This is a genomic window from Enterococcus timonensis (assembly GCF_900104595.1).
In the GTDB taxonomy this organism is placed as follows: Bacteria; Bacillota; Bacilli; order Lactobacillales; family Enterococcaceae; genus Enterococcus_J; species Enterococcus_J timonensis.
In genome coordinates this window covers 164294-190047 of sequence record NZ_FNVY01000004.1, presented here as the reverse complement: position 1 = coordinate 190047, position 25754 = coordinate 164294, and the positions used below count along the sequence as shown (strand labels likewise).

The 25754-nt window shown below is 38.8% G+C and carries 21 protein-coding genes; 10 read left to right on the top strand and 11 right to left on the bottom strand.

The features are described 5' to 3' along the window. The first annotated feature begins 55 nt into the window (after positions 1 to 55). Positions 56 to 334: a hypothetical protein gene (locus BQ5341_RS05420; RefSeq protein ID WP_071131019.1), complete on the top strand. Its 279-nt coding sequence runs from the start codon at positions 56 to 58 to the stop codon at positions 332 to 334. A gap of 293 nt (positions 335 to 627) precedes the next feature. Here the strand turns inward: BQ5341_RS05420 and BQ5341_RS05415 are convergent, their stop codons facing one another. The 10 genes from BQ5341_RS05415 to BQ5341_RS05370 form a co-directional block, all read right to left on the bottom strand. After that, positions 628 to 2154, bottom strand: coding sequence for an extracellular solute-binding protein (locus BQ5341_RS05415; protein ID WP_071131018.1), 1527 nt, complete (start codon positions 2152 to 2154; stop codon positions 628 to 630). 350 nt (positions 2155 to 2504) lie between these two features. After that, a complete protein-coding gene (locus tag BQ5341_RS05410) occupies positions 2505 to 4040 on the bottom strand; it encodes an extracellular solute-binding protein (RefSeq protein WP_071131017.1) in 1536 nt (511 codons plus the stop codon). 248 nt (positions 4041 to 4288) lie between these two features. Then, on the bottom strand, positions 4289 to 5839 hold the full coding sequence (locus tag BQ5341_RS05405; protein WP_071131016.1) for a glycoside hydrolase family 43 protein: 1551 nt from the start codon (positions 5837 to 5839) through the stop codon (positions 4289 to 4291). Beyond that, positions 5820 to 6242, bottom strand: coding sequence for a DUF4064 domain-containing protein (locus BQ5341_RS05400; protein ID WP_071131883.1), 423 nt, complete (start codon positions 6240 to 6242; stop codon positions 5820 to 5822). The genes BQ5341_RS05405 and BQ5341_RS05400 overlap by 20 nt, the downstream gene beginning before the upstream one ends. Next, entirely contained in the window at positions 6239 to 7156 is a 918-nt protein-coding gene (locus tag BQ5341_RS05395; RefSeq protein ID WP_071131015.1) for a pectinesterase family protein, read from the bottom strand. Before BQ5341_RS05395 ends, BQ5341_RS05400 begins: the two co-directional genes overlap by 4 nt. Next, positions 7126 to 8016: a dienelactone hydrolase family protein gene (locus BQ5341_RS05390; RefSeq protein WP_158661746.1), complete on the bottom strand. Its 891-nt coding sequence runs from the start codon at positions 8014 to 8016 to the stop codon at positions 7126 to 7128. The genes BQ5341_RS05395 and BQ5341_RS05390 overlap by 31 nt, the downstream gene beginning before the upstream one ends. Next, a complete protein-coding gene (locus BQ5341_RS05385; RefSeq protein ID WP_071131014.1) occupies positions 8017 to 9351 on the bottom strand; it encodes a glycoside hydrolase family 28 protein in 1335 nt (444 codons plus the stop codon). Positions 9352 to 9375: 24 nt separating this feature from the next. Next, positions 9376 to 10485 carry a glycoside hydrolase family 88/105 protein gene (locus BQ5341_RS05380; RefSeq protein WP_071131013.1) on the bottom strand — a complete coding sequence of 370 codons (1110 nt, stop codon included), beginning with the start codon at positions 10483 to 10485 and terminating at the stop codon, positions 9376 to 9378. Between the two features lie 108 nt (positions 10486 to 10593). Beyond that, a complete protein-coding gene (locus tag BQ5341_RS05375; RefSeq protein WP_071131012.1) occupies positions 10594 to 11220 on the bottom strand; it encodes a YesL family protein in 627 nt (208 codons plus the stop codon). A gap of 36 nt (positions 11221 to 11256) precedes the next feature. Then, positions 11257 to 12249, bottom strand: a complete 993-nt coding sequence (locus BQ5341_RS05370) for an ABC transporter permease (RefSeq protein ID WP_083378615.1) — start codon at positions 12247 to 12249, stop codon at positions 11257 to 11259. Positions 12250 to 12491: 242 nt separating this feature from the next. Between BQ5341_RS05370 and BQ5341_RS05365 the strand changes: the two genes are divergently transcribed. After that, positions 12492 to 13409: a carbohydrate ABC transporter permease gene (locus BQ5341_RS05365; RefSeq protein ID WP_071131881.1), complete on the top strand. Its 918-nt coding sequence runs from the start codon at positions 12492 to 12494 to the stop codon at positions 13407 to 13409. Between the two features lie 202 nt (positions 13410 to 13611). Here BQ5341_RS05365 and BQ5341_RS05360 read toward each other — a convergent pair whose 3' ends face one another. Then, complete coding sequence (locus BQ5341_RS05360; RefSeq protein ID WP_158661745.1) at positions 13612 to 15789, bottom strand: helix-turn-helix transcriptional regulator; 2178 nt, start codon at positions 15787 to 15789, stop codon at positions 13612 to 13614. 223 nt (positions 15790 to 16012) lie between these two features. Between BQ5341_RS05360 and BQ5341_RS05355 the strand changes: the two genes are divergently transcribed. The 8 genes from BQ5341_RS05355 (at position 16013) to BQ5341_RS05320 (ending at position 25557) form a co-directional block, all read left to right on the top strand. Next, entirely contained in the window at positions 16013 to 16999 is a 987-nt protein-coding gene (locus BQ5341_RS05355; protein WP_071131009.1) for a LacI family DNA-binding transcriptional regulator, read from the top strand. A 103-nt stretch (positions 17000 to 17102) separates the two neighbouring features. Next, complete coding sequence (locus BQ5341_RS10405) at positions 17103 to 18518, top strand: tagaturonate reductase (RefSeq protein WP_071131008.1); 1416 nt, start codon at positions 17103 to 17105, stop codon at positions 18516 to 18518. Positions 18519 to 18521: 3 nt separating this feature from the next. Beyond that, positions 18522 to 20021 carry a UxaA family hydrolase gene (locus BQ5341_RS10400; RefSeq protein WP_071131007.1) on the top strand — a complete coding sequence of 500 codons (1500 nt, stop codon included), beginning with the start codon at positions 18522 to 18524 and terminating at the stop codon, positions 20019 to 20021. A gap of 43 nt (positions 20022 to 20064) precedes the next feature. Further along, on the top strand, positions 20065 to 21453 hold the full coding sequence (uxaC, locus tag BQ5341_RS05340; protein WP_071131006.1) for a glucuronate isomerase: 1389 nt from the start codon (positions 20065 to 20067) through the stop codon (positions 21451 to 21453). A gap of 75 nt (positions 21454 to 21528) precedes the next feature. After that, complete coding sequence (locus tag BQ5341_RS05335; RefSeq protein WP_071131005.1) at positions 21529 to 22257, top strand: alpha/beta hydrolase; 729 nt, start codon at positions 21529 to 21531, stop codon at positions 22255 to 22257. Continuing rightward, a complete protein-coding gene (locus BQ5341_RS05330) occupies positions 22258 to 22929 on the top strand; it encodes a rhamnogalacturonan acetylesterase (RefSeq protein ID WP_071131004.1) in 672 nt (223 codons plus the stop codon). A gap of 19 nt (positions 22930 to 22948) precedes the next feature. Continuing rightward, positions 22949 to 23788: a sugar phosphate isomerase/epimerase family protein gene (locus BQ5341_RS05325; protein WP_071131003.1), complete on the top strand. Its 840-nt coding sequence runs from the start codon at positions 22949 to 22951 to the stop codon at positions 23786 to 23788. Between the two features lie 8 nt (positions 23789 to 23796). After that, on the top strand, positions 23797 to 25557 hold the full coding sequence (locus BQ5341_RS05320; RefSeq protein WP_071131002.1) for an ABC transporter ATP-binding protein: 1761 nt from the start codon (positions 23797 to 23799) through the stop codon (positions 25555 to 25557). Positions 25558 to 25754: the final 197 nt, after the last annotated feature.

Here is a 25754-nt window from a genome sequence, read left to right as displayed (position 1 = left end):
GATGAAAGATTGTTTAAGTTTTAGTAAAATTAATTTATCGATTGGAGGGATTTATTTGAAAGAGACCCATAAAAATTCATATTTAGTCACCATCGCCATTACGCTGCTGACTTTTTTCACTTTAAAATTTATGAACAGCGCCATGATTTTTTCTTGGCTGACGATTCACACTAGCGGCTTGCTATTGGCTTTTACCATTATATTTTTAACGGGTGCGGTGATTTTTTTACATCGCTATCGGAAGAATTTTTTCTCCTACCAAATCAAATCAGCCCTCTTTTTAGCGATTATGTCATTTGGCACGATGTTTCTTTGGATCGGCCATGTAATTTAAACTGAATATAATAAAAAGGATCACACTCAGACAAAAAGTGTGATCCTTTTTTTAAACTAATTTTTTATATTTTAACTTAATTAGAGCCTGTCGCCTGCCTTGATGATCTACAAATTAATTTGAAATAATCACATGAAAGAATAACCCACCTTAGTAGAATTTCTATAGTTTAATTTTCATCAAGATAAAATCGATTAACTTTAATTACAATCTCCCTTTGTTCATCCTCGGTGGTTTATTTCGAGGATGAACCTTTTTTTGACCTAATTTTCCTGTGAGGTCTATTATTTTAATTAATTTAATGAACGATAGCTATCCGTAAACTCTTCAATAATTTGGTCGCCGCCGCCATTTCTAAAACTTGTTACAGCTTGTTGGAAACCGTCGATATCAATTTCATCCATCATGAAACGGTAATACGCATCTTCAATTCCTTCAAGTAAGGTTGACCATTGCGTGTTATACGTTTCTGAACTTAATGATTGGGTCGGATCAATCACTGCAAACTTTTCGTTGTCGGCAATTAAACCATTGTACTCATTAATTAGTTCATTACTCGATTTGAAAACTTCTACTAATTCTGATGGACGAGAAGATGAAAATGGTTGAACTTCTTGTTGCCAAAGTTGATCGTCGATTCGTTCGTAAGCACCATTTTCATCAATTTCATAATGGATCCCTTCAACACCTTGCGTCATTAAAGTAAATGGTTCTGGATCCATCAAGTCATTGATAAATTGCAAGACAACCGCAAGATCTGCTTCGGTTTCCACATTTTGTTTAGGAATGGCCAGGTAACCACCAAAACCACCACCAGTATCGGAGATAATGCTCCGCGGTACATCTTCATAAACCATATCGTTAATAATCGCCCAAGTCATATCCTCTTCAGGTGTCCCTTGCGCATCAGCTACATAGTTACGAACTTCCATTAAACCAGAGAAAACAATTCCGCCTTTTCCTTGGACAATGTAATCTTTTTGATCGTTTTTAGCCATAACCGCAAAATCAGAATTCATCCAACCATTATCATAAATATCTTTCATCCATTCCATAGCTTCTACGTATTCAGGTTGGGTGAAACTTGGAATCACTTCATCATCTTCAGTGACGGCCCACCAGTTACCCGCGCCAAAATATCCAGTTAAGCTTCTAAAACCAACATTGAAACTTTCATTCCGTTCCACGATTCCAACTGTATCTTTCACTCCATTGCCACCGGGATCGTTTTCGGTAAAAGCTTGCGCCACGACTCTTAATTCCTCTAATGTGTGTGGTGTTTCTAATCCTAAGTTATCCAACCAGTCTTGACGCACTAAAACGCCATAACGAGCAATTGGTTTTTGATAAGGCACGCCATAAATTTTTCCGTCAATTTTATATCCTTCTAAACGCTCCGGTGAAATGCTAGCTAAATTCGGATAATCTTTTAAGTAAGGTTCAATATCCCAAAACATGCCGGAAGTCAGTGCATTGCGGACAGTCGTATTAGACATTTGTGTTAAGGAAACAATATCAGCTAAAGATTGTGAGGCTAAAGCGGCATTAATTCGTTCATCTTTAGAAGCATCAGGAATCCAGTTGAAATCAATTTCAACACCCGTGTACTCTTCTAATTTGTTTTCGATATCTCCACTAGGAGGTGCGGCGGTGTGAAGCATCGCCATCCAAGAAATAGAATCTTTGGCGCTTGTTTCTCCATCGTTATCGTTGCCTGCAGCATTTCCTGCATTGTTCGTTGAACCTGATGCACAAGCTGCCAACATAACTCCAGAAAGTAAGAGTCCGGCGATGATACCCATTTTTTTCGACTTTTTCATGATTTAATTCTCCTTTTCGATTTTGTTTTTTGATCCGGCAAAAACCGAATCCGATTACAATTTAATCGTACCAATCCGCGAAAAAAAGTCGATAATCATTTTTAATGAAGGAAAAATCCGTGCAAACCTGAGATATTCAACGTTTGTTCACTTTTTATATAATCTTTTTATGTTTTCTGAATCTGTCGTAAATTAAATAACAAAAGATATTTTATGAATACGTTATCTATACAAAAAACTTCCTAGAATTTTTTCTAGGAAGTTTTCTTTATTTGAAAAGGGGATTTTCAAATTGGATTATTTATTAAGCTCTAACGTAAAACTAAATATAAAATTTTACAGGTTTTATATTATTTATTTTTTTCGTAGCTTTCGGTAAATTCTTTAATAATTTGATCGCCGCCAGCTTTTTGCCAATTTTCAACTGCAGCATCAAAGCCGTCCATATCAATTTCACCCATCATATATTTATAGTAGGCATCTTCAATTCCTTCGACTAAAGTAGACCATTGCGTGTCGTAAGTTTCAGAAGATAATGGTTGTGCTGGATTAATTACTGCATATGCTTCGTTATCAGCAATCAATTCATTGGATTCATTTTGTAATTCATCAGTTGTTTTATATGTTTCAACTAATTCAGAAGGACGAGAGCCAGCAAATGGTTGCACTTCTTGTTGCCAAGCCGTATCATCAGTCCGTTCATAAGCTCCATCAGCAGTAATTTCATAATGTTTTCCTTCGATCCCATTAGTCATTAAATTAAATGGTTCTTCATCCATTAAATCATTAATAAATTGCAAAACAACTTTCAAATCAGCTTCTGATTCAATATTTTGTTTAGGAATAGCGAGCCAACCACCCATACCACCATTGGTATCAGAAACGGTGCGGCGTTCCACGTCACCTGCTGTAATATCATTAATCAAAACCCATTCTTGATCTTCTTGGGCTGTTCCTTTAGCGGCTGATTTATAATTACGGCCATCAAACAATCCAGAAAGAACGATACCACCTTTGCCTTGAACAATATAATCTTTTTGATCGGCTTTAGCCATAACTGTAAAGTCAGAGTTCATCCAACCATTTTCGTAAATTTCGCGGTACCATTCCATAGCTTCTTTGTATTCATCTTGCATAAATGAAGGAATTACTTTTCCATCTTCAACGGCAAATAAATTTCCTGCGCCAAAGTTGACTGCAATTGCTTTAAAGCCAACACTATATGATTCTTGACGATCAACAAAACCTACTGTATCGTCTGTTCCATTTCCATCAGGGTCGTCTTCACTAAATGCTTGGGCAACTTTTTTCAAATCATCATAAGTATGTGGCACATCTAAGCTTAAATTGTCCAACCAATCTTGACGAACTAATACACCATAACGGGCAATTGGTTTTTGGAAAGGCACACCATAAACTTTTCCGTCAATCCGTGAAGATTCTAATCGATCTGCAGAAATATTTTTTAAATTAGGATAATCTTTTAAATAAGGTTCCACATCCCAGAACATACCTGAAGCCAGTGCACTTCGGACGGTTGTACTAGAAATTTGCGTCAAAGAAACAATATCAGCTAATGTTTGTGAAGCTAAAGCGGCGTTAATCCGTTCATCTGTAGAAGCAGCTGGAATCCAGTTAAATTCAATATCCATCCCAGTATAATCTTCTAATTGTTTTTCCACATCGCCTGATGGTGGCGTTGGGGTGTGCAACATGGTCATCCAAGAAACAGATGTTTTGTCGCTTTTTTCTTCTGTTTTGTTATCGCCGCTACTTTCGCTTCCCCCTTTATCACTCGCTGCCTTTGAATCTCCCCCACACGCAGCTAAGACAACTCCGGCTACTAACAAACCTGCTACTAAACTAATTTTTTTACCTTTCTTCATTTGGATACCCTCCAATTTCTTTCTATTCTTTTTTAAAAAATTTATTAGGAACCCGTTTCTAGAAAACGAATTCAAGAACACCTGTAATGTAATGCTTAAATGAAAAAATGTCCATAATCACTTTATTAGTCTTTTAAAAAAGCGCTTTAGTTGCTAGTTCAAAGGAAATGCGCACGAAAGTAATCACTTCCTTTGATTATGTGGCACACAAAAAGCGCTGAAAAATTTCAACGCCTCTGTTTATTTTCTTAATCTTTCCCATGGTATTCGAAGAAATCAAAATCAGCGGAGCAACCGGCTTTTTTATCCATATCAATTACCGTAATCCCGACAAAATTTCCAGTAAACCCGCCAGCTAAAAATAATAGATCGAAAACTGGACCGATTTGTTGCCAATTTTCTTTAGCTGTTTCTCGGAAATAAAATTTACCACATGGTCCATCGACGTTGACTTTTAGACAAATACTATCAGAGGCCAATGGAATAATTTCAGGAAATAAAGTAAATTCCCCTTCAACGCATTGCATCAACCGTAAAACTTGTCCTTTTTCCTCGTCAAAAGTCAGATAAGTAAACAAATAATTTTGATCGTTTAAATAAAGCGTTAGGCCAGCCATTTGATTAAAAGTTTGGGCTTCAAAAGTTACATTGGTGGCCGCTGAGAAAACAAAATCTTTTTGACGAATTGCTAGTAAATGTTGGTCAAACAAACTTTGTAATGACTCGCCACTTTCCAGGCGTAAATAGCCAGGTCGACTTGAAAGATCCGCCCAAGCTCCAGGCATTTGTCGCAAAGTATTCCATTCTTTTTTCAATCTTTCTGAGAAATCATCGTGAAAGTCAGTATTTTTTTCTTGAATAATTTCTTTCTCGGCAAAAATTTCTGTTATTTCGGCAGGTCCATTAGTGCCGTCAGCTAGACGCAGCCAACCATCTTGCCAGACGACTTCTTGAATCGCGGTTTCCCGACCAAGAATTGCCGCTTTTCCTAGCAAAGGACGGGTGGTGAGATAAGCGATATACCAATGTCCAAGATGTTCCACCAAACTAGCATGCCCGGAGCATTGCAAAGGCGAGGCTGGTTTATCGCGGGCCGTCAGCAAACTTTCTGGATCTACTTCATATGGTCCAAAAATATTTTTACTGCGGGCCACCGTCACACTGTGATCGCGCCCGGTCCCGCCTTCTGCCGTAATCAAATAATAAAAGTCATCGTGAACATAAAGATGTGAGGCTTCTGTTTTGGCTAAAGAGGTGCCATCAAAAATTTTATGAACTTCCCCTATTAACTCTTGGGTTTTTTCATCGTATTCTTGAAGCACAATGCCACAAGATTTATTCCCGGTAGTCATGCGATAGTCCCACAGTTCATTCAAAAGATATTTTTTGCCATTTGGCGCATGAAATAAACTTGGATCAAAGCCAGAAGAATTAAGATAAACCGGGTCCGACCATGGCCCATTGATGTCAGGAGCCGTTATTAAATAATTATGGCAATCCTTAAATGGTCGATGGGTAGATTTTACGTCAGTGTACAGACAATAAAATTGATTATTGCTAAAACTAATTTGTGGCGCCCAAATGCTAGCATTTTCCGGATTACCAAGGAGATTGACTTGGGTGGTTAAAATATCTGTTTCATGCTGCCAATTGATTAAATCTTTGGAAGTATAAACGCGAACACCCGGCAACCATTCAAAACTAGAAACAGCAATATAAAAAATATCGCCCACTTTTAAAATATTTGGATCAGGATTAAAGCCTGGTAAAATTGGATTTTTAATTTTCACTGGAAACATTTGCCCCGTCCTTTCTTAAAAAACATAAAGCTGCTACAACAAAAAAGATAAACGCCAACGGATAAGCCACCAACTGCGAGCCGAAAAGCGTCACTAAGCCTGCCAATAAATAAAAAAGGCCAGCTATTTTTGGATAGCGATTGTGATGGATGAAAAAAGTTGCTAATGCAACTAAAATCAAGACGATAAATACAGTCACGCCAAACCAAGCGCCTAACGTTTTCAAGACAGTTAAACCTTCTTCAACGCCAAGGCCATCGATCAGTGTCGCAAAAGTGTCGGCGTATTTTTCAGCAAATGTGGCCTCTTCAAGACCGTTAGTGACCACCGTGAAGCCACCAAGAAAAAGTAGGACGGCTGCCGCTCCGATAATGCCTAATATTTGTTCGAGTTTGCGATTCATAGCCGCTCCTTTTCGTTAAATGAAATCCAAGAATCCCGTTGTGGCGTTTCTTGGTAATAATTATTTTTTTCTATGAAGCGGGCGGTTTTTTGATTATTGGGTTTTCCCCAATCGTCCCAACCGGAAACTTCTAAGTGCGCATCGAAATGACAATCGGAAAAAGTCGCCTGGCCAAATTCGCGCCAAGGTCGCCCGAGATAATATGGATGATCCCCGTGAATTAGACAATTCACAAAAATAAGTCCTGTTTGATGTTCCGCAGTAGAAGGCGCAGTTAGAAAATTCGCGCTACTATTTTCGGGTCGTTTTTTTGAAAATAATTCGCAATTGAAAAATGTCGCCGTGCCGCCCCCAAAAATAAAATCAATGGTCCCTTCAATAAAACAATTTTCAAAAGTGCTAATTTGTTCAAGGAAAGTTCGTTTGCGAAAAATACTTTCCATAATGGTGGCATCTTTATTTAATTTTGGTAATGGCCCAAGACAAAGAGTATCTTGATGGGCCCGCAGCTGACAATTTTTCACGGAAATTTCCGTTCCTTCTAAGTAAAGAGCCACCGCTTGACCAACGATTTCCCCAGGTCCAGCGTTATTTTCAATCATCAGATTTTCTAGCTGAATGTTCTGAGCATTAATCAAAAACGTTGCGGTTTGAAAAGTGCCGATTGCTTGACCGTCTTCTTTTTGTTGGGCGTATTTTCCGGCGATAATCTTAACTACGCCGAGACCGATAATCGAAACATCATCATGATACAAATAAAGATTACCTTGATAAGTTCCTTGTAAAATAGTTATTTCATAAGCAAAATCTGGTTCTAGCTGTTGAAAGGCTTGTTTCAAATCAACAAAATCACAAAAATCCGCTGAACCGACTGTTATTTTTTTTATAATTTTTCTTGGAGAAATTTCTGCCATAAAACTCGCATCTCCTTTGTTTCTTGATGGCCGCCAGTGAGATTGAAACTTTGAAAATCATCTGGCACACCAGTATTTTTATAAACTTCCGTTAGATATTTGGCTAGTTTTTCTACCCCATGAGCTGGGCAAAGCAAATCATCTTTCCCCGTTAAACTTAAACGTGGACGCGGTGCAATTAATTTTTGAATCTCGCCAGTAGTAAAAAATTCCAATAAATGCGGGACATAATAATAAAAACCGTGGTGATCAAGGCCACGCTCGGCAATTAACGTTTCCAAATCCCCTTGACCGGCAATATCTACACAGACGGAAATTTTTTCACTCAGCGCCGCCAGCCACCAACTCATCATGCCACCCATGGACATGCCAATCGTCGCTATCCTGGTATCATCCACTTCCACGCGCGTTTCTAAATATTCTAGAAAATGCAAACTATCAAAAATCCGCATCCCCCACAATGTGCGGCCGGTGAGTAAAAATTCTTTCACCAGTTCGCTTTCTTTTTTCCCGGCGCGTTGGCCAAATGAAAAATGATCAATCGCCGCCACTGCATAACCCATGTCTAATAAGGTTTCGCCAAAACTTTCTGCTTGCAAATAAGGCGTACTTTGAAATAATTCTTGCTTGCCATTTTGAAAATTTCCGCCATGAGAATGATTGAAAAGAACCACTGGAACAGGTCCTAAGACATTTTTCGGATAAGCAAAAATTCCGGGAACTGTTTCAATTGTGTTTAAGGTCAGCATTAATTCTTCCACCACATAATTATCAAACTCGCGGCGGGCAATGACTGACCCTTCCACTTGCACCGCCTCATTTTTTCCCAGTAAGGCGGTCAATTGCTGGCGTGAATCCATTTATTTTACATCCACTTTCTCAACTAAATTCTCTTCACCCGTTAAAGTTTTTGAGCGGCAATGACTTAGTTCAATGCCTTCACTATATTCCAAATGAAACGCCGGACCGGTATGTCCAGTCACTGAAACACGGTTAAATAAAATATCCCGCGCATTTCCTACATAAAATCCTTGCTGTTTCATCTCTTCAATCCCCGTCATCATGGCAGGTTTTCCGGCTACAGCTTCTGGATCCATTTCAATGGCGATATTGTCAAACGTAATTTCTGAAACACATTCTTCAGGTAAGCCATAAATAAATCCAGCCGCTGCTTGAACGTTGCGTGCTGTTAAATTGGCAAAATGAATGCGCCGGAAATTTGGCGTTTCTTCAGTAATTGGGTAAGGATTTTTATCCCAAACATATTTTTCCTTCCCTTTTGGTCCACAGAAATAATATAAATTTAAAATAATCGGACACATCACACGATCCATCACAATATTATCAATTCGAATATCTTCCACAATACCACCACGACCGCGGCGAGATTTCAAACGAATCCCACGATCCGTATCTTGGAAAACACAATTAGAAATTGTCACATTACGAATCGAACCAGACATTTCACTGCCTAAAACGACGCCACCATGACCATGAACCATCGTACAGTTAGTAATCGTTACATTTTCACAAGCCACGCGCCTTGCCGTATCTTCAGTCCCGGCTTTAATCGCAATACAATCATCGCCCACGTCAATAGAGCAATTGGCAATCCGGACATTTTTACAAGATTCAGGATCAATCCCGTCTGTATTTGGTGAGTCGGCAGGATTTTTAATATTAATATTATCCACCGTTACGTTCTCACACAAAATCGGATTAATCGTCCAACTAGGTGAATCGATGACTGAAAAATCTTTTAAAGTCACGTGCTCACAGGAATCAAAGCTGACTAATTTTGGCCGTGGATATTTCAAACTAGCCAAGTCATTACGTTGCAAATGCCACCAATTTTTCCCATTCCCATCTAGTAAACCAAAACCGGTTACAGAAATATTTTTCACGTTTTCAGCATACAAACAAGAAGCATAAACTTCCCGTTTCACCCCTTCCCAGCGTGAAGTTACTACTGGATAATCGTCTTGGTTATCGGAAAATTTCAAAACTGCGCCTGGTGTTAAATGCAGTTCAATATGATCTTTTAAAAAGAGCGCACTCGTGTAAAACGTGCCACTAGGAATCACTACGCGTCCGCCACCGTCTTTTGCTGCAGCGTCAATGGTTTTTTGGATTTCTTCAGTAACTAAACGACCATCTGGTGTCGCCCCAAAATCAGTAATTAGATATTCATACATATTTTTATTCTTCCTCTCTCGTTTTCAAATCGTAATAAAATTTTCAATCAGCAAGCTGGCTTGGATATAAGCGCCATAGCCCTTAAAATCATTAGTAATAATCGGTTCAGAAATATAATAAACAAAACTCCCGTCCCGACTGTCATCGCCACCGAGCCCGGCAACTTGGCAATTGCGAATCACATTTAAGTAATTTTCTTTAGTGTGCAGCACAAATTCTTGATTAAAGCCGGCAAAACTTTCGGCGATAAAAATTTTTTCATCAGGGATAAGACCGAGTGTATAAGCTTTGGCACTAGCCGCTAAAAACATCGCCGAACAACTAGCTTCCAAATAATTCCCATGACGCGCTCCTTGGTCTAAGACTTGATACCAGCAGCGACTTTGCGGATCTTGGACTTTTTTCACCGCCGCCCAAGTTTTTTCAAAAATTTCTGCTAGTCCTTGATAAATTTCCGGGAAGTCTTGGACAATTTTCATTGTGTCGGCGAGTCCTAATAAATACCAACCTACAGCCCGCCCCCAGAAATGCGGCGAGTGACCCGTTGTGGCATCGGCCCAAGGTTGCTTTTTCTCTTCGTCGTAAGCATGGAATAATAAGCCGGTTTTTTCATCAAGACAGCCGGCATAAGCCAATTGAAATTGTTTTAAAACATCTTCCAGGCCCTGACCATCTTTAAAAGTCACCAAATATTCAGCATAAAAAGGTTCCGCCATATAAAGACCGTCTAGCCACATTTGTTCAGGGTAAATTTTCTTATGCCAAAAACCACCAAGTTTAGTCCGTGGCTGCAGCAAAAGTTGTTGGTATAAAGTATCCATCGCTTTTTTATAGCGAGTATCTCCTGTTTTTTCAAATAGTAAAAATAATAATTTGCCATTGTTGATAAAATCCAAATTAAATTTTTCTTGATCGTAAAAACGAATCGTGCCGTCTGCATCAATAAAATAATCGAGCGACGTCTTGAGGTAATGAAAATATTTTTCTTCGCCGGTCAACTCATAGGCCAGCTTGACGCCATTTAAAACAACACCTAAATCATAGGACCATTTATTGTGATAATACGGAAGATCAGTCAGCTTACCATAACGCTTGTCTAACGTGTCGAGGGCTTGTTGCCACATTTTTTCCATAGTGCCTCCTTGTGTGTTTATTAACTTAAGAGTAGCCCTTTTTACCGGTTACGTAAATAATCATTTTTAGCCACGAGCCACTTTTTAACTAGAAAAAACCGCGAGAAGTCAAATCTCTCGCGGTTTGTTTTCATTTTCAATTGGTAAAAATTCTTTTAAAATTTTTCGGCCAGCCATAGCAAATAAGAATCCCGCAAACGAAAAACCAAACAGGAAAAGTAAAGCCGGCGCAAAACGAGCGGCGAGAAAATAACTGACGCCTAAGATAGTCCACGTAATAATCGAATAATGTAAATAACCAAAACCTAGTAACGCAGCGCCTTTTAACAGCTCAGAAATTTTCTCGTACTTGGTGGCGGCCATCAAAGTATAGACATGGGTGAAAGAAAACAAAACCAAAATCAACATCAAGACATTGATAATCTGCAACGACCAAACCCGATTGAAGAAAATGTTAACGATAAACACTGCGCAGACTGCTAGATAAATCCAGGAAATCAAAACACTTTGCCGATATCGTTCTTTAAAATATTGCCAAAAAGTCCGCAAGACCGGCAATTCATTTTTTAAGCGCAACGTTTGATCATAATATTTCATTAGCGCATAACTTGCCGGACCGACTGAAAAAATTCCTAGACCAAGAATCGTTATTCCTAGCCAAATCAGATTTAGATAAGCAATTTTTAACATCAAAATCAAAACATCATTGATTTTGTTTATTTTATCCATGGTCATTACTTTTCCCTCAATTCTTGCTTTGGCGTTTAACGTTTAATAAACGCCGTCCTCGCCAACTTTTTTCGCTAATTTATTGGCCATCACAACTAAGACTAAACCAACTAAGCCTTTGAATAACCCCACCGCCGTCGAATAACTCAACTGACCATTTTGAATCCCGGATGTATAAACAAAGGTATCAAAAATTTGGGCAACTTCGCGGTTCAAAGAGTTCATTAATAAGAACATTTGCTCAAAACCTAACTCTAAGATATCGCCAATTTTTAAAATAAATAAAGTAACAATCGTTGGCCGAATGCAAGGCAACGTCACGTGCCACATTTTGGCTAGTTTTCCAGCGCCATCCATTTCAGCCGCTTCATATAACTGCTCATCGACATTAGTAATCGCCGCTAAATAAACAATCGTGCCCCACCCGGCACCTTTCCAAATTTGTTGAAAAATATACATCGGACGCAGCCAAGTCGTACTCGTCAGAAATGAAATCCGCGTGCCACCTAGCTGTTCAATAATATTATTGATGACCCCACCTTCCGTTGTTAACAACACATAGAAAATGGAAACAACAATTACCCAAGACATGAAATGGGGCAAATAAATAATGGTTTGGACTGCTTTTTTAAATTTCACGCTGCGGATCTCGTTAAGCATCAGCGCTAAAATAATTGGAAATGGAAATGAAAAAACAATATTTAAGCCGAAAATTACTAAAGTATTTCTAATAAGTTGAATAAAGACCGGATCGCCGAAAAGTCGGATAAAGTGTTTCATTCCTACCATTGGTGAACCCATGATACCCAGGAACGGTTGATAATCTTGAAAGGCAATGACTAGACCGCCCATGGGAATGTATTTAAAGACGATAAAATATAGTAGGCCTGGTAAAATCATTAAATATAAACCATGATTTCCTTTTATTTGGGCCCATTTTTTCTTTTTGGCACGAGCTTTGGTTTCTTTAGCAGTACGTTGCGGTAACGCGTTCTCCACAGCAAACTCCTCCTTTTGTTTTTTGATTACTTTCAGTCTACCGAGAAGTTAAAATTACGTCTATAATCATTTCACTAGTACTGAAAACGCCAACAACAAAGGATTTTGCGTAAAAGCGGTTTTTCTTTTTTTCTTTCCTATTTTAAATAAAAAATTCTTTTTTACAAAAATCCGCGTTTTTTTTGAATGTGAAAATCTGATTATATACTTCATAAAAGGAGCATGCTAAGCTAATTATGCAAACGTTTTTAACGTCAGAAAAAAATTTGGAGGTTATTATGTCAGAAAAAACAATTCTCGGACGAAAGAAAAAAGCCAAAGTCCATCATCGTCCCATTACCAAAAGTGAACGGGTGATTCACATCCTTATTATTATCTTCCTATCTATATTCACTCTTATGTGTCTCCTACCTTTTATTAATATTGTGGCCTCTTCATTTGCCACTTCTGGAGAAATTTCTACCCGGCCATTTATTTTAATTCCTCGCACCTTTACAATAGATGCTTATCGCTACATTTTATCAACGCCAACGATTTTTAAATCTGTCGGAGTTTCGATTTTTGTAACGGTGATTGGGACTTTTGTTTCCATGGTCCTAACGAGTTTTATGGCGTACGGATTATCTCGCCGCTACTTGCACGGCCGCGGCATTTTAAACTTTATTGTTGTTTTCACCATGTTATTTTCCGGCGGCATGATTCCCGGATTTATCTTGGTCAATAGCCTTGGCTTGATGAATAGCCTCTGGGCACTGATTTTACCAGGATCCATTTCAGCTTATAATTTGATTATTATGCGTAACTTTTTCCAAGGTATTCCTGATTCTTTAGAAGAATCTGCGAAAATGGACGGCTGCTCTACTTTAGGCATTTTCTTCAGAATTATTTTGCCGCTAAGTCTTCCTTCCATTGCGACCATTTCCTTATTTTATGCCGTTAACTATTGGAACACGTATCAATCAGCCATTTTATATTTAAATGATTCCAGCAAATGGCCCGTTCAAGTATTGCTGCGCCAAATTGTTATCGTCAGCTCCGGTATGAATGCCGACGCCGCATCAGTCGACGTCATCCCACCAGCCCAATCGGTGAAAATGGCCGTTATCGTCATCGCCACCTTACCAATGCTTATCGTTTACCCATTCGTCCAAAAATACTTCGTCAAAGGCGCCATGGTCGGATCAGTTAAAGGATAGGTGAAGTTTGGAGTGGTTAGCTCCGTAGAAAAATAGGAAATTTGAGGATGAATCACAGATTCACCGGAAAATTTATCTTTTTTCCTAGGAGTTACTCCAAATTTCCCGTTAAATAGGTGAAGTTTGAAGTGTTCATCTTCAAAGATAAAAATAAAAACAAAGACCAGACGATTTTTCGTCTGGTCTTTTTCTGTTCTCTATCTTATTCTGCTGTATGTTCACGCCGGAATTCGCCGGGGGTGATGCCGTCTTTTTTCTTAAAGAAGCGAATAAAGTTTTGCGGATTATTGTATTGGAGACGTTGGGAAATTTCTTTTACCGTCATATTGGTTTCTAATAACCATTTTTTAGCAATCTCCAAACGATAATTTTGTAAATAATCGCCAAAATTTGAACCAAATTCTTTTTTAAAAACGGAACTCAAGTAATTGGGATTGTAGTGCAACATGTCGGCAATACTTTCTAGCGACAAGTCTTCGTCGTATTTTTGGTGGACAATATGAACAATTTTTTCTGATAAACTTTTCAATTGGCGATCAGTTTTATCTTGAATCGTATCAACAATTGGCAAAATCAGGGAATGATACAAGATTTTTTCAATTTTTTTAGGATCGTCGACATTTAAGACATCGGAATAAATATGGCGATTATGTTGGAAAATCTCAAAGTCGGCGCCTAATAGTTGCCCTAGTTGCACCACATTATTCGTTAGTTTCAAAATCGCTGTTTCCACCGATAAAGGATTATGATTTTCTGAAAAAATTTTATTTAAGACAAGGCAGAAATTTTCTCGTAGATCTTTTTCATCGCCGGCGCGAATCGCATCTAACAAGGCACTTTCTTCAGCTTTAGGATATTTAAGGACCGCCGTTTCATTGAGTTGACTAGCAATTTCACTATAAAAAATAATAGCTTCCGTCCCCAAATTAATCCGGAAATGCAGTGCCTCTTTGGCATTGTCTACCGCCTGCTTGCTCATGGATAAATCGATATAGTCGTGGGAAAGCCCGACACTAATTTTCACTTTCAAAAACTTTCGACAAGTTTCCTGCAATTGATTAGCATAATCTAAGGTCATTTTGTGCCAGTCTTCATTTTCGCCAAAAACTAAAATCGTACTTTGCGTTTCAGCATTTAAAATAATCGGACGCATCCGGTGTTCCGGTGGGACAATATCTTCCACTACTTTTTCAATCGACAATAAAAATAAATCCCGCGCGCTTTCTTCTCGCAGATCGCCTAGATCATCAATTTGAATGAGCATGGTCACAAAGCGTTGATGAGTAAAATGATAATTAAATTGTTGCAATCGTCCATTTAAATCAGCGCGATCGACTCGCCCGCGAAATAAATTAAAAATAAATAATTGCTCGAGTTCTGGTTTTTGGCGCTGAACGCGGGTGGATAAAGTTTCATTTTCAGTGACGATATTTTCGATGCCTGATAAAATTTCCGTTAATTCCACTTGTTTACCCGAAACACCATGAGCTTTAGATAGTCGGTCTTTGATTTGGGCAAAGGGTCGCACCGAGCGATCGGCGACAATATAGGCTAATAAAACTAATAAAATGAGCGCTACTAAAGCAATCACAATTAATCCGGTTTTTAATCCCGAAGTTGCTTGTTGAATCACACTTTTTGGCAAACGCGAAACGTACAGCCATTGATTATAATTGGCCCGTTGAAATAAATAAACATCGCCATTTTTGGCCTTCACTTGATTAAATGTTTCGCTCGCTTGATTTTGCACCGTGGCGGCAATTTCTTTAGGAATCATTGCTCCATGTTGATACAATAAATCCCCTTGACTATTATAAATATCAAAAAAACGATCCTCGGTCTCTCCAATTAAATCGGTAATCACACTTTGAGAAATTTCCACCATCCCAAGACCTGAGCGGTTCTGGGAAAAAATCGGCAAGGAAACTAACATTTGAATTTTGTCTTCTTCAGGTAGCCACAATAAATTTTCTTCAGCTTGACTAATTAATTTTTGATAACTTTCCGTTTGACTTTCTGAAAGTTGCTCGAGACCACCTCCCCGAATGCGCCAATTTTGACTCAAAGAAATAAGCGAATAATCGGTATTTTCAATTCCCATAATGCCAATATAAGCTAATTCTGAGCTGACTTCTTTCACCTCGGCATAGTTATGAAAATCTAGCGGCTTTTCGATAATTTTTTTAAAATCACTGGTGGCTGAATAAGTAGTAAAAGCATATTCCACCGTCCGCACTTTTTGCTCCAAGTTATTTTTAATTTGCCGAGTAAAATTTTGCTTATCTTCAATTAAATTTCCTAAAACATTATTGTAAGTGTTTCGGTAAATATACAAACTAAAACTACCAATCAAAAATACCCCAATTAAAATGACTGGCAAAAAAATCCTATAAAAAAAGCTAGACCTTTTCTTAAACAAATACTCCACTCCCCCTATAAAACCATGATCATTTCCTCACATTTTTAATTTTACCATATTTAAAAGTGATTGTCACCGTTTCCAAGAAAAATATTTTTCACGTGAACAATCCATTTGCTATTGACTTTCTTAAAAATTTGGCGTAATCTGAAAACGAAATCAATAAGGAGTGTAAAAAAACACAATGGTTACAATAAAAGACATTGCCCGGCTGGCTGGGGTCTCCCATACCACCGTTTCTCGCGCTTTAAATGACTCGCCCCTCATTAAAGATGAAACGAAAGAAAAAATTAAAACTTTGGCCGAAGAATTACATTATGTGCCGAATTTTTCAGCCAAAAGTTTGGTTAGTCAACGAAGCTTCCGAATTGGTTTGTTTTTTTCAAGTATTGATCAAGGGACGAGCGCTTCTTTTCTAGTGGAAGTTATTAAAGGAATTAACGCTCGTTTGAGCAATCAATATACGTTATCGGTGAATGGTCTCGATAATTTTGTCAGCTTTACGGCAATTCGCCCGGAGCTTTACGACGGAATTATTATTATGAGTCAAAGTGAAGATGACGATCCCTTTATTGCCTTTTTAAAAGAAATCAATATTCCCTTTGTCGTCTTGAATCGCCAGTTAAATCAACCTGATATTTATAATGTGGCCAGTAATGACCGACAAGGCGTGCAACTAGCCATTGAAGCAGTAGTTTCTCGCGGGCATAAAAAAATTGCCATGATTGGCGGCAAGGTTGGCTTCTTTTCTTCGAGTGAACGGAAAAAAGGCTACACTTCTGCTTTAAAAAACGCGCGCCTGTCAGAAAATCCCGCTTATTTTGTCCCTGGAGATTATTCGATTGAATCTGGCCGCACGTCAGCAGAAAAATTACTTTCACTAGCTAAACCGCCCACCGCAATTTTTTGTGCCAATGATGAAATGGCCATCGGTGCACTAAAAGCTTGCTCGGCCATGAATAAAAAAGTGCCGGAAGAAGTGGCGATTGTCGGCTTTGATAATATTTTATTTGCCAGCTATACAACCCCTGCTTTAACGACAGTAGCAAAACCGATTTTTGAAATAGCTCAAGTGGGCACGGAAATGCTTTTAAAATTGTTGCAACACAAATATATTGAAGAGCCGCAACAATTATTAGCTACCCGTTTAATTTTTCGGCAATCGTTGTAATCTTATTTTTAATTTATTTTCCATAACATTCGTTACAAACCTTTTTTAAGGTTTAAATATAATTTTTACGTGTGCAAAAAAGCATACGGAAAGGAGCACAACTTTGGAACAATTATCAAAAAAATGGTCCGACTTTACCTATTATCCGGAAAAAGTCATTCAATTTGGTGAAGGCAATTTCTTGCGGGCCTTTGTAGATTGGCAACTGCAACAACTGAATAATCACGGCGAATTTTTAGGTTCGGCTGTTGTCGTTCAACCCATCGCCCAAGGTCTTGGCAAAATGCTCGCTGAACAAGATAATTTATACACCGTTATTTTAGAAGGCCTCTTGGATGGTCAAACGGTTGCCACCTCTGAAATTATTACTACTGTCTCACGGGTGATCAATCCTTATGAAGATTATCAAAGTTATTTGCAGCTTGCTGAAAATGATGATTTAGAAATAATTGTTTCTAATACAACAGAAGCTGGGATCAGTTATCACGCTGGTGACCAATTAAATGACACCCCTCCTGTAAGTTATCCTGCTAAATTGACGGCTCTTTTATATCGTCGTTTTGAACTTGGCAAAAAAGGATTTACGATTATTCCTTGCGAACTCATTGATCGTAACGGTGAAAAACTGCAACAACTTGTGGAGCGTTACGCTAAAGAATGGAATTTATCAGCAGACTTTATTACTTGGCTAGAAAATGAAAATACTTTCTGCTGCTCACTTGTTGACCGGATTGTTCCTGGATACCCTCGTGATCGGGCCGCTGAGTTAAATGAAAAACATGGCTACGTAGATAATCTGATGGTCAAAGCGGAACCATTTTTACTTTGGGTCATTGAAGGACCACAATCGGTTAAAGAATTATTGCCTTTAGAAAAAATTGGCTTAAATGTTGTGGTGACTGACGATATGACGCCTTATCGTGAACGCAAAGTGCATTTGCTTAATGGACCGCACACGACTATGGTAGAAACCGCCCGTTTAGCAGGACTTGAAACAGTCGGTGAAGTCATGGAAGATCCTGATTTTTCCGTTTTAGTGGATCAATTATTTACTCAAGAATTAATTCCAATGCTTTCTTTACCAGAAGCTGAACTGACAGCTTATGCTGAACAAATTAAAGAACGGTTTAAAAATCCTTTTGTTAAACATGAACTAGCAAGCATCGCTTTAAATAGTATTTCTAAATATCGGGCGCGGATTTTGCCAATTTTATTACGTTTTAATGAAACCAACGGCACCAATCCCCCTTATATTACTTTAGCTCTTGCTTCAACGATTTTGGCTTACCGTGGCGATGAATTTGAAGTCCATGATGATCCAGAAGTTAAAGAAATTTTTGCTGAGGCTTGGAAAAATCCAAGTACGGTTGTCGAAACAATTTTAGCTAGTAGCCAACTTTGGGGCCAAGATTTAACGCAAGTTAAAGGATTGACGAGCGATGTCCAACAGTTTATCGATCAGCTGCAAACAAAAGGCGCTCGGGAAATTGTTAAAGATCTAAATAAAGGAGCTCATTAAGAAATGGAAAAGACACAAACTCTGATGCGTTTAAATAAACGCGATAATGTGGCGGTTGCTTTACGCCCCATTGAACAAGGAGAAAAACTGACGATTGGTGATTTTACGGTTGTTGCTAATCAAGAAATTCCCCAAGGTCACAAAATTGCTTTAGTTGATTTGCCGCTTAATTCTAATGTAATTAAATATGGTTTTCCGATCGGTCACACGATTGCTGATGCTGTCGCTGGTGATTGGTTGCATACCCATAATTTAAAAACGAATTTAGATGGCGAGTTGGAATATACGTATGCACCTGATTTATCTCATCAAGTGCATTATGATAAACGCGACTTAACTTTTGAAGGTTACGTGCGGGACAATGGCAAAGTCGGAATTCGTAACGATTTACTAATTGTGCCTACAGTTGGTTGTGTCAATGGTATGGCCGAACTAATGTTGCGAGAATTTTCTCGTCTTCATCCAGACCTTGGACCATTTGATAATATTACGATTTTAAAACATCCTTATGGTTGCTCACAATTAGGCGACGATCATGCCAATACTCGTTCGGTGTTAATTGATGCGGTGAAACATCCTAATGCTGGTGGTGTTTTAGTCTTTGGTTTAGGTTGTGAAAATAATACAGTCACTGAATTTAAAGAAAAACTTGGTCCAGTCGATCCTAATCGGGTGAAATTTTTAATTGCTCAAGAAGTCGACGATGAAGTGGAAGCTGGCGTAGCGTTATTAGAAGAATTGGCCCAAACTGCTAAAGATGATGTGCGCCAATCTGTTCCTATTTCTGAATTAAATATTGGTTTAAAATGTGGCGGATCCGATGGTTTTTCTGGAATTACTGCCAATCCATTACTAGGTGCCTTCTCTGATTTTCTTATTGCTCAAGGCGGTTCGACTATTCTAACCGAAGTACCAGAAATGTTTGGCGCTGAACAAATGTTAATGGCTCGCGCTAAAGATGAAAAAGTATTTGACGAAATTGTTCATTTAATTAATAATTTCAAACATTACTTTATGAGTTACGGCGAACCTGTTTATGAAAATCCATCACCTGGCAATAAAGCAGGCGGGATTACGACTTTGGAAGATAAAAGTCTTGGTTGTACGCAAAAATCCGGTACATCAGCGGTAGTTGATGTCTTGCAATACGGTGAAAAAATCCGTACAAAAGGTTTATCACTTTTGCAATCACCAGGAAATGATCTGGTAGCAGCTTCTGCTTTAGCTTCTTCTGATTGCCAAATGGTTCTTTTCACCACTGGACGCGGCACGCCGTTTGGAGCTTATGTGCCAACAGTTAAAGTGGCCACCAATAATCAAATTTTTGAAAAGAAAGGTCACTGGATGGATTTCAACGCCGGTCAACTGTTGGATCGTCCGTTAGCTGATGTTTTGGAAGAATTTATCCAAACTATTATCGATGTGGCTTCTGGCAAACCTACCCGTAACGAAGAAAATGATGTGCGGGAAGTAGCTATTTTCAAAAATGGCGTTACCTTATAATCTGTTTACAACAAAAAATTTATTTATAAAGGATGGGATTTACTTGTTTTTAAATGACGATTTCTTACTATCAACACCATGGGCTAAAAAATTATTCCACGATCATGCATCTAAAATGCCAATTATCGATTACCACTGCCATCTAGATCCCAAAGAAATTTATGACAATGGCCAATTTAAAAATTTGACGGAAGCTTGGCTTGGCGGCGACCATTACAAATGGCGTTTATTGCGGGCAAATGGCGTTCCTGAAGAAAAAATTACTGGTTCAGCTTCTGACTGGGATAAATTTTACGCATGGTGCCAAACAGTTCCTAATACTGTCGGCAATCCTTTATACACTTGGACTCATCTTGAATTGAAACGTTTCTTCGGCGTTGATCTTTTAGTCAATCCTGAAAATGCGAAAGCTATTTGGGATGCCGTTAATGAAAAATTAGCTAGCAAAGATTTCAAAAAACGCAATATTATCGCCAATTCCAATGTAAAAGTTGTCTGCACTACTGATGATCCTGCTGATGATTTGCATTACCATCAATTATTAGCTGACGAAGAGACGCGTTTTAAAGTCTTGCCTTCCTATCGTCCTGATAAAGCAATGAATATCGATAAACCTGATTTTGCGAACTATGTAAAACATTTGAGCGAAGTAGTGGAACAACCCATTACGAATTTTGCTGAAATGGCTGCGGCTTTAGGCGATCGTGTCGATTATTTCCATCAAAATGGCGGCCGTTTATCTGACCATGCGTTAGATGTTTTAGTTTATGAAGCAGCCGATGTCGATACTTTGGATGCTATTTTCACTAAAGCACTCGCTGGTGAAAAATTAACTCAAAAAGAAATTCATCAATATCGGACAGAAATTTTAGTTGCTTTATTCCATTTCTACAAAGAACATGACTGGACGATGCAACTGCACATTCACGCTTACCGCAACACAAACACGCCGGCTTTTGAAAAATTAGGCGCTGACACAGGTTACGATGGCATTAATGATTTGAGTTTAACGATTCAGTTGCAACAATTATTAGACCGCGCTGAAATGACCGATGATCTGCCACAAACGATTTTGTATTCCTTAAATCCTAACGACTTCCCTGCCCTTGTTGCTTTAATGGGTTGTTACCAAAAAGATGTCGCTGGTAAAATGCAACTTGGTTCTGGCTGGTGGTATAACGATACTAGAGCTGGCATGCGCAATCAATTGACGTTATTTGCTGATGGTTCTGTTTTGAAACATTTTGTCGGAATGTTAACTGATTCTCGTAGCTTCTTAAGCTATACGCGTCATGAATATTTCCGTCGCGTGTTGTGCGAATTTATCGGTGAAATGGTGGAACGTGGCGAAGCGCCTGAAGATGAAAAATTACTTGGCGATTTAGTCGAAGCTATTTCTTACAATAACGCTGAACATTATTTCAAATTTTAAGCAATAAAAAACAAAGAAAAGAGTGAAGCGCAACGATGACGCTTCGCTCTTTTCCGGTATTAGAAAAGGTGTAAGATGGAAAAAATTGTCGATCAATTTAATACGTTAACTAGTCAAATGTCCCCGACGCACTCCACATTGTTTTATCGCTTTAACTCATCTGAAAAAAAACCGTTGCTCTTAATTTTACCTGGTGGCGGGTATGCGCATTTATCTGGAGAAAAGGAAGGCTCAACGATTGCTAAATGGGCAGAAAGTTTGGATTTTCATGCGGCGGTTTTAGCTTACCAAGTAAATCCGGTTGAAACTGAAAACTTGCTGGTGGAAATTTCTGAAGTGCTTGATTTTTTACAAAGCCAAAAAGAAGTGGGCGAAATTTTTGTGATGGGTTTTTCAGCAGGTGCTCATTTAGCAGGACTTTTTAGTGCCCTTCATCATGAAAAAATTGCCGGCACGCTTTATTGTTATCCGGTGGTTACTTTTAGCCCGCCTTTTGCCCATTCAGGTTCGGCGGAAAACTTTTTAGGTGCTCGTCAAAATCTAGAAACTGAAAAAAAATTCTCTTTAGAAAATGCAATTACTAAACAAACACCACCGGCTTTTATTTGGCATACCGCCGCCGATCAAGCCGTTCCCGTAGCTAATAGTTTGCTATTGGCTAAAGCCTACGCTGACGCTGGAGTTCCTTTTGAACTTCACATTTTCCCGCAAGGTCATCACGGTTTAGGGATGCTCCCTGAAGTCCCCCACACGTTTCAATGGGTGAAGTTAGCCCAAAATTGGTTATTAGAAAGAAGAAAATAAATGAAAATTTTTATTGCCGGCGATTCCACTGCTGCTAACAAAGCGGAAAATAAGCGACCTGAAGCTGGTTGGGGTGAATATTTACAAGACTTTTTCGTCCCTGAAGTTCTCGTGGTCAATTACGCTAAAAACGGCCGCAGCACCAAAAGTTTTATTACCGATGGTTATTTAATTCAATTGGCTAAAGAAATGGTGCCAGGAGATTTTTCATTTTTACAATTTGGTCATAATGATCAAAAATTAGAAAGTCCGGAACGTGGGACGCTACCTTTTTCAACTTATCAAGAAAATTTGCAGCAAATGATTGATGTTTGTCGCGCCCACCAAGTGACACCGATCATGTTAACTTCCGTAACGCGCCGCCAGTATCTCAATGGACAAATTGACCCGACCCTTTTAGGAGATTATCCGGCAGCCGCCATGGAAACGGCGAAAAAAAATAATTTGGTTTGCTTAGATCTTCATCAAGCGACAATTGATTTTCTCAATCAATTCGATGATGCTACGAGCCGTCAATTTTTCTTGCAGTTGCAACCTGGCCAACATCCCAATTATCCAGATGGCGTGATGGATAATACCCATTCCAATGAAAAAGGCGCCCAACAAAATGCCGCGCTTGTTATTGAAGAGCTTAAAAAATCGGCTGGCGAACTAAAAAATTTTTTAAAATAAATTTTACTAAGGAGATAAGATGATTCCCTTAAATTTAGGTATCCGCGCCCATGATCTGGTGGCTAAAGATATCAACGAGCTGACTCAAAAATTAAATCAATCTCAAATGACCCACATTCAATTAGCAGTAAAAAAATCTTTTCCAGAACTTGCGCCAACTTTATCTGCAATTACGCCTGGTGCAGCTAGTTTTTTAGGTGACACATTACGAGCTTCACAAATTAAAATTTCGGTCCTTGGTTGTTATGTTAATATTTCTTCAGCTAATCCTGAAATTCGCCGCGAAGCTTTAGTCCAATTCAAACATCATTTAACTTTGGCCCGCGACTTTGGTGCAACTGTAGTAGGCACGGAAACTGGTAGCGTTGAAACAGGCTACACTGAAAAAAATTTCACCGAAGAAGCCTATATCACCGCCCGAAACTCGGTAATAGAAATGGTGGAAACCGCTGAGAAACTCGGCGTTACAGTCGGCATTGAAGGCGGATTGAATCATCCCCTTCACACTTGGCAACGGATTGAACGCTTATTACAAGACGTCCAAAGTCCTAATTTGAAAATTATTTTTGATCCTGCCAATCTCGTGCGTCCGGATAATTTTAAAGACCAAGTGAAATTTACCACCGATGCGCTGGATCATTTTGGCGATGCGATTGCTGCTGTTCATTTAAAAGATTTTGTAATGGAAAATAATCAAGTGAAAATCGTTCCCGTGGGCACCGGTCTAATGGACTACACGCCATTATTGCAATTTATGAAAACGCAGCGCCCTTTGATGTTTGCCTCTCTTGAAGGGGTCAAAGAAGATCAATTGGAACAAAGCCGCTCTTTTATTTTGCAAAAATATCAGGAAGCCTAGTCGTTAATATGGAAAAAATTGTTGAAGAAAGTTACCGCAAAAATCCTCAATCGACCTTTAAAACTTTATTAGGACTTTATCGGGGCAACTATAGCAATCTCGCCCTTTCGACGCTCTTTTTTACTATTAAACACATTCCTTCTTGGGTAATGCCCATCACAATTGCCAATGTTATCAATGCCGCAACTACTAAAGATCTCAATCAGTTAAGCACTATTTATTTTAATGCCGTTTTGATGGCAGTCTTAGTGTTGCAAAATTTATTAACTAATTATTTTTACGTGAAATTTCAAAGCCGCGCCATTCGCAAAGTGGAAGCCGGGCTCCGAGGTAGCTTAATTAAAAAATTACAGGAGCTTTCCATTCCTTACCAAAAAGATTTACAATCCGGCCGCCTGCAATCAAAAATTATGCGGGATGTTGAGGCGGTACAAACTTTGTCCTCACAAGTATTCACTAGTAGTTTAAACATCGCCATTAACTTAATTGTCGCTTTAGCCATCACTTTGTATAAAAGTCCGCTAGTTTTTATGTTTTTCTTGTTGACCGTTCCGATTGCGGCTTTAATTATCGTTTTTTTCCGGCGACGGATTAAAACCCGCAACCAAGATTTTCGTAAGGAAATGGAAGAAACTAGCGCTAAAGTAATTGAGGTCATCGAACTAGCCCCGATTGCCCGGGCGCACAACTTAGAAAAGCAAGAAATCAATCGCCTGAATGATCACTTCTACCAAATTTACGAAAAAGGATTTCATTTAGATGTTTTACAATCAGTTTTTGGTTCCGTCAGTTGGGCAAGTTTTCAATATTTCCAAATTATTTGTCTTGTTTTTACCGGCGCATTGGCTTTAAAAGGACAAATTTTGCCGGGGGACGTCGTTATGTATCAGACGTATTTTACGACGATTGTCAATGCCGTTTCCAGCATTATCACCTTAATTCCCACCATTGCTAAAGGAATGGAGTCCGTCAGTTCGATTGGCGAAATTCTTAATGCCGGTGAAGTGGAAGATTATAAAAATAAAACTAAGCTGAAACTTGTTCGCGGGAAAATAGAATTTCGCGCCGTTTCTTATCGTTATCCTAAAAGTGAAAAAGATATTATTCAAGATCTTAATTTAACGATTGATCCTGGTGAAACGATTGCTTTTGTCGGTGAATCTGGTTCTGGGAAATCTACTTTAGTTAATTTAGTAATTGGTTTTATTGCTCCGACTAAAGGAAAAATTTTCTTAGATGATCAAGATAGCACAAAAATCGACATGCGCACTTTCCGTAAAAAAATCGCCGTTGTGCCGCAAAACACCATTTTATTTTCCGGGACGATTCAAGACAATATTACTTACGGCCTGCCAAATGTTTCCTCTGAGGAACTTCAGACAATTTTAAAAGCTAGCAATTTATCTGAAATGATTCAGCAACTGCCAGAAGGATTAGAAACGATGATTGGCGAACATGGTGATAAATTGTCCGGCGGTCAGCGCCAGCGCGTTTCCATTGCTCGCGCTTTGATTCGCCATCCTGACGTGATTATTTTAGATGAGGCCACTAGTGCTTTAGATAATGTTTCTGAGAAAAAAATTCAAGAAGCGCTCCAACATTTAACTAAAGATCGCACCACTTTAATTGTCGCCCATCGCCTCTCAACAATTCGTGACGCCGATAAAATCGCCGTCGTCTCCCACGGCACCATTGTAGAATTTGGTACCTACGACGAACTAATCACTAAAAAAGGCGCCTTTTACCAACTAAAACAACTCCAATTGTAAAACAAGGTTGTCGAAAGCGCGCTTAGCAGTGTAGAGAAATAGGAAAATCATTAAAAATCACGCTTTTGGATTTTAAATGATTTTATCTTTTCTCCTAACCGCTGCGCTTGAGACACCGAAACAATGTTGTCTTTTGGGTGTTCTGCACTGTAAGAAAATAGGAGAATGGTGTAAGAGCGTGAAGCGCTCTGGAAGTA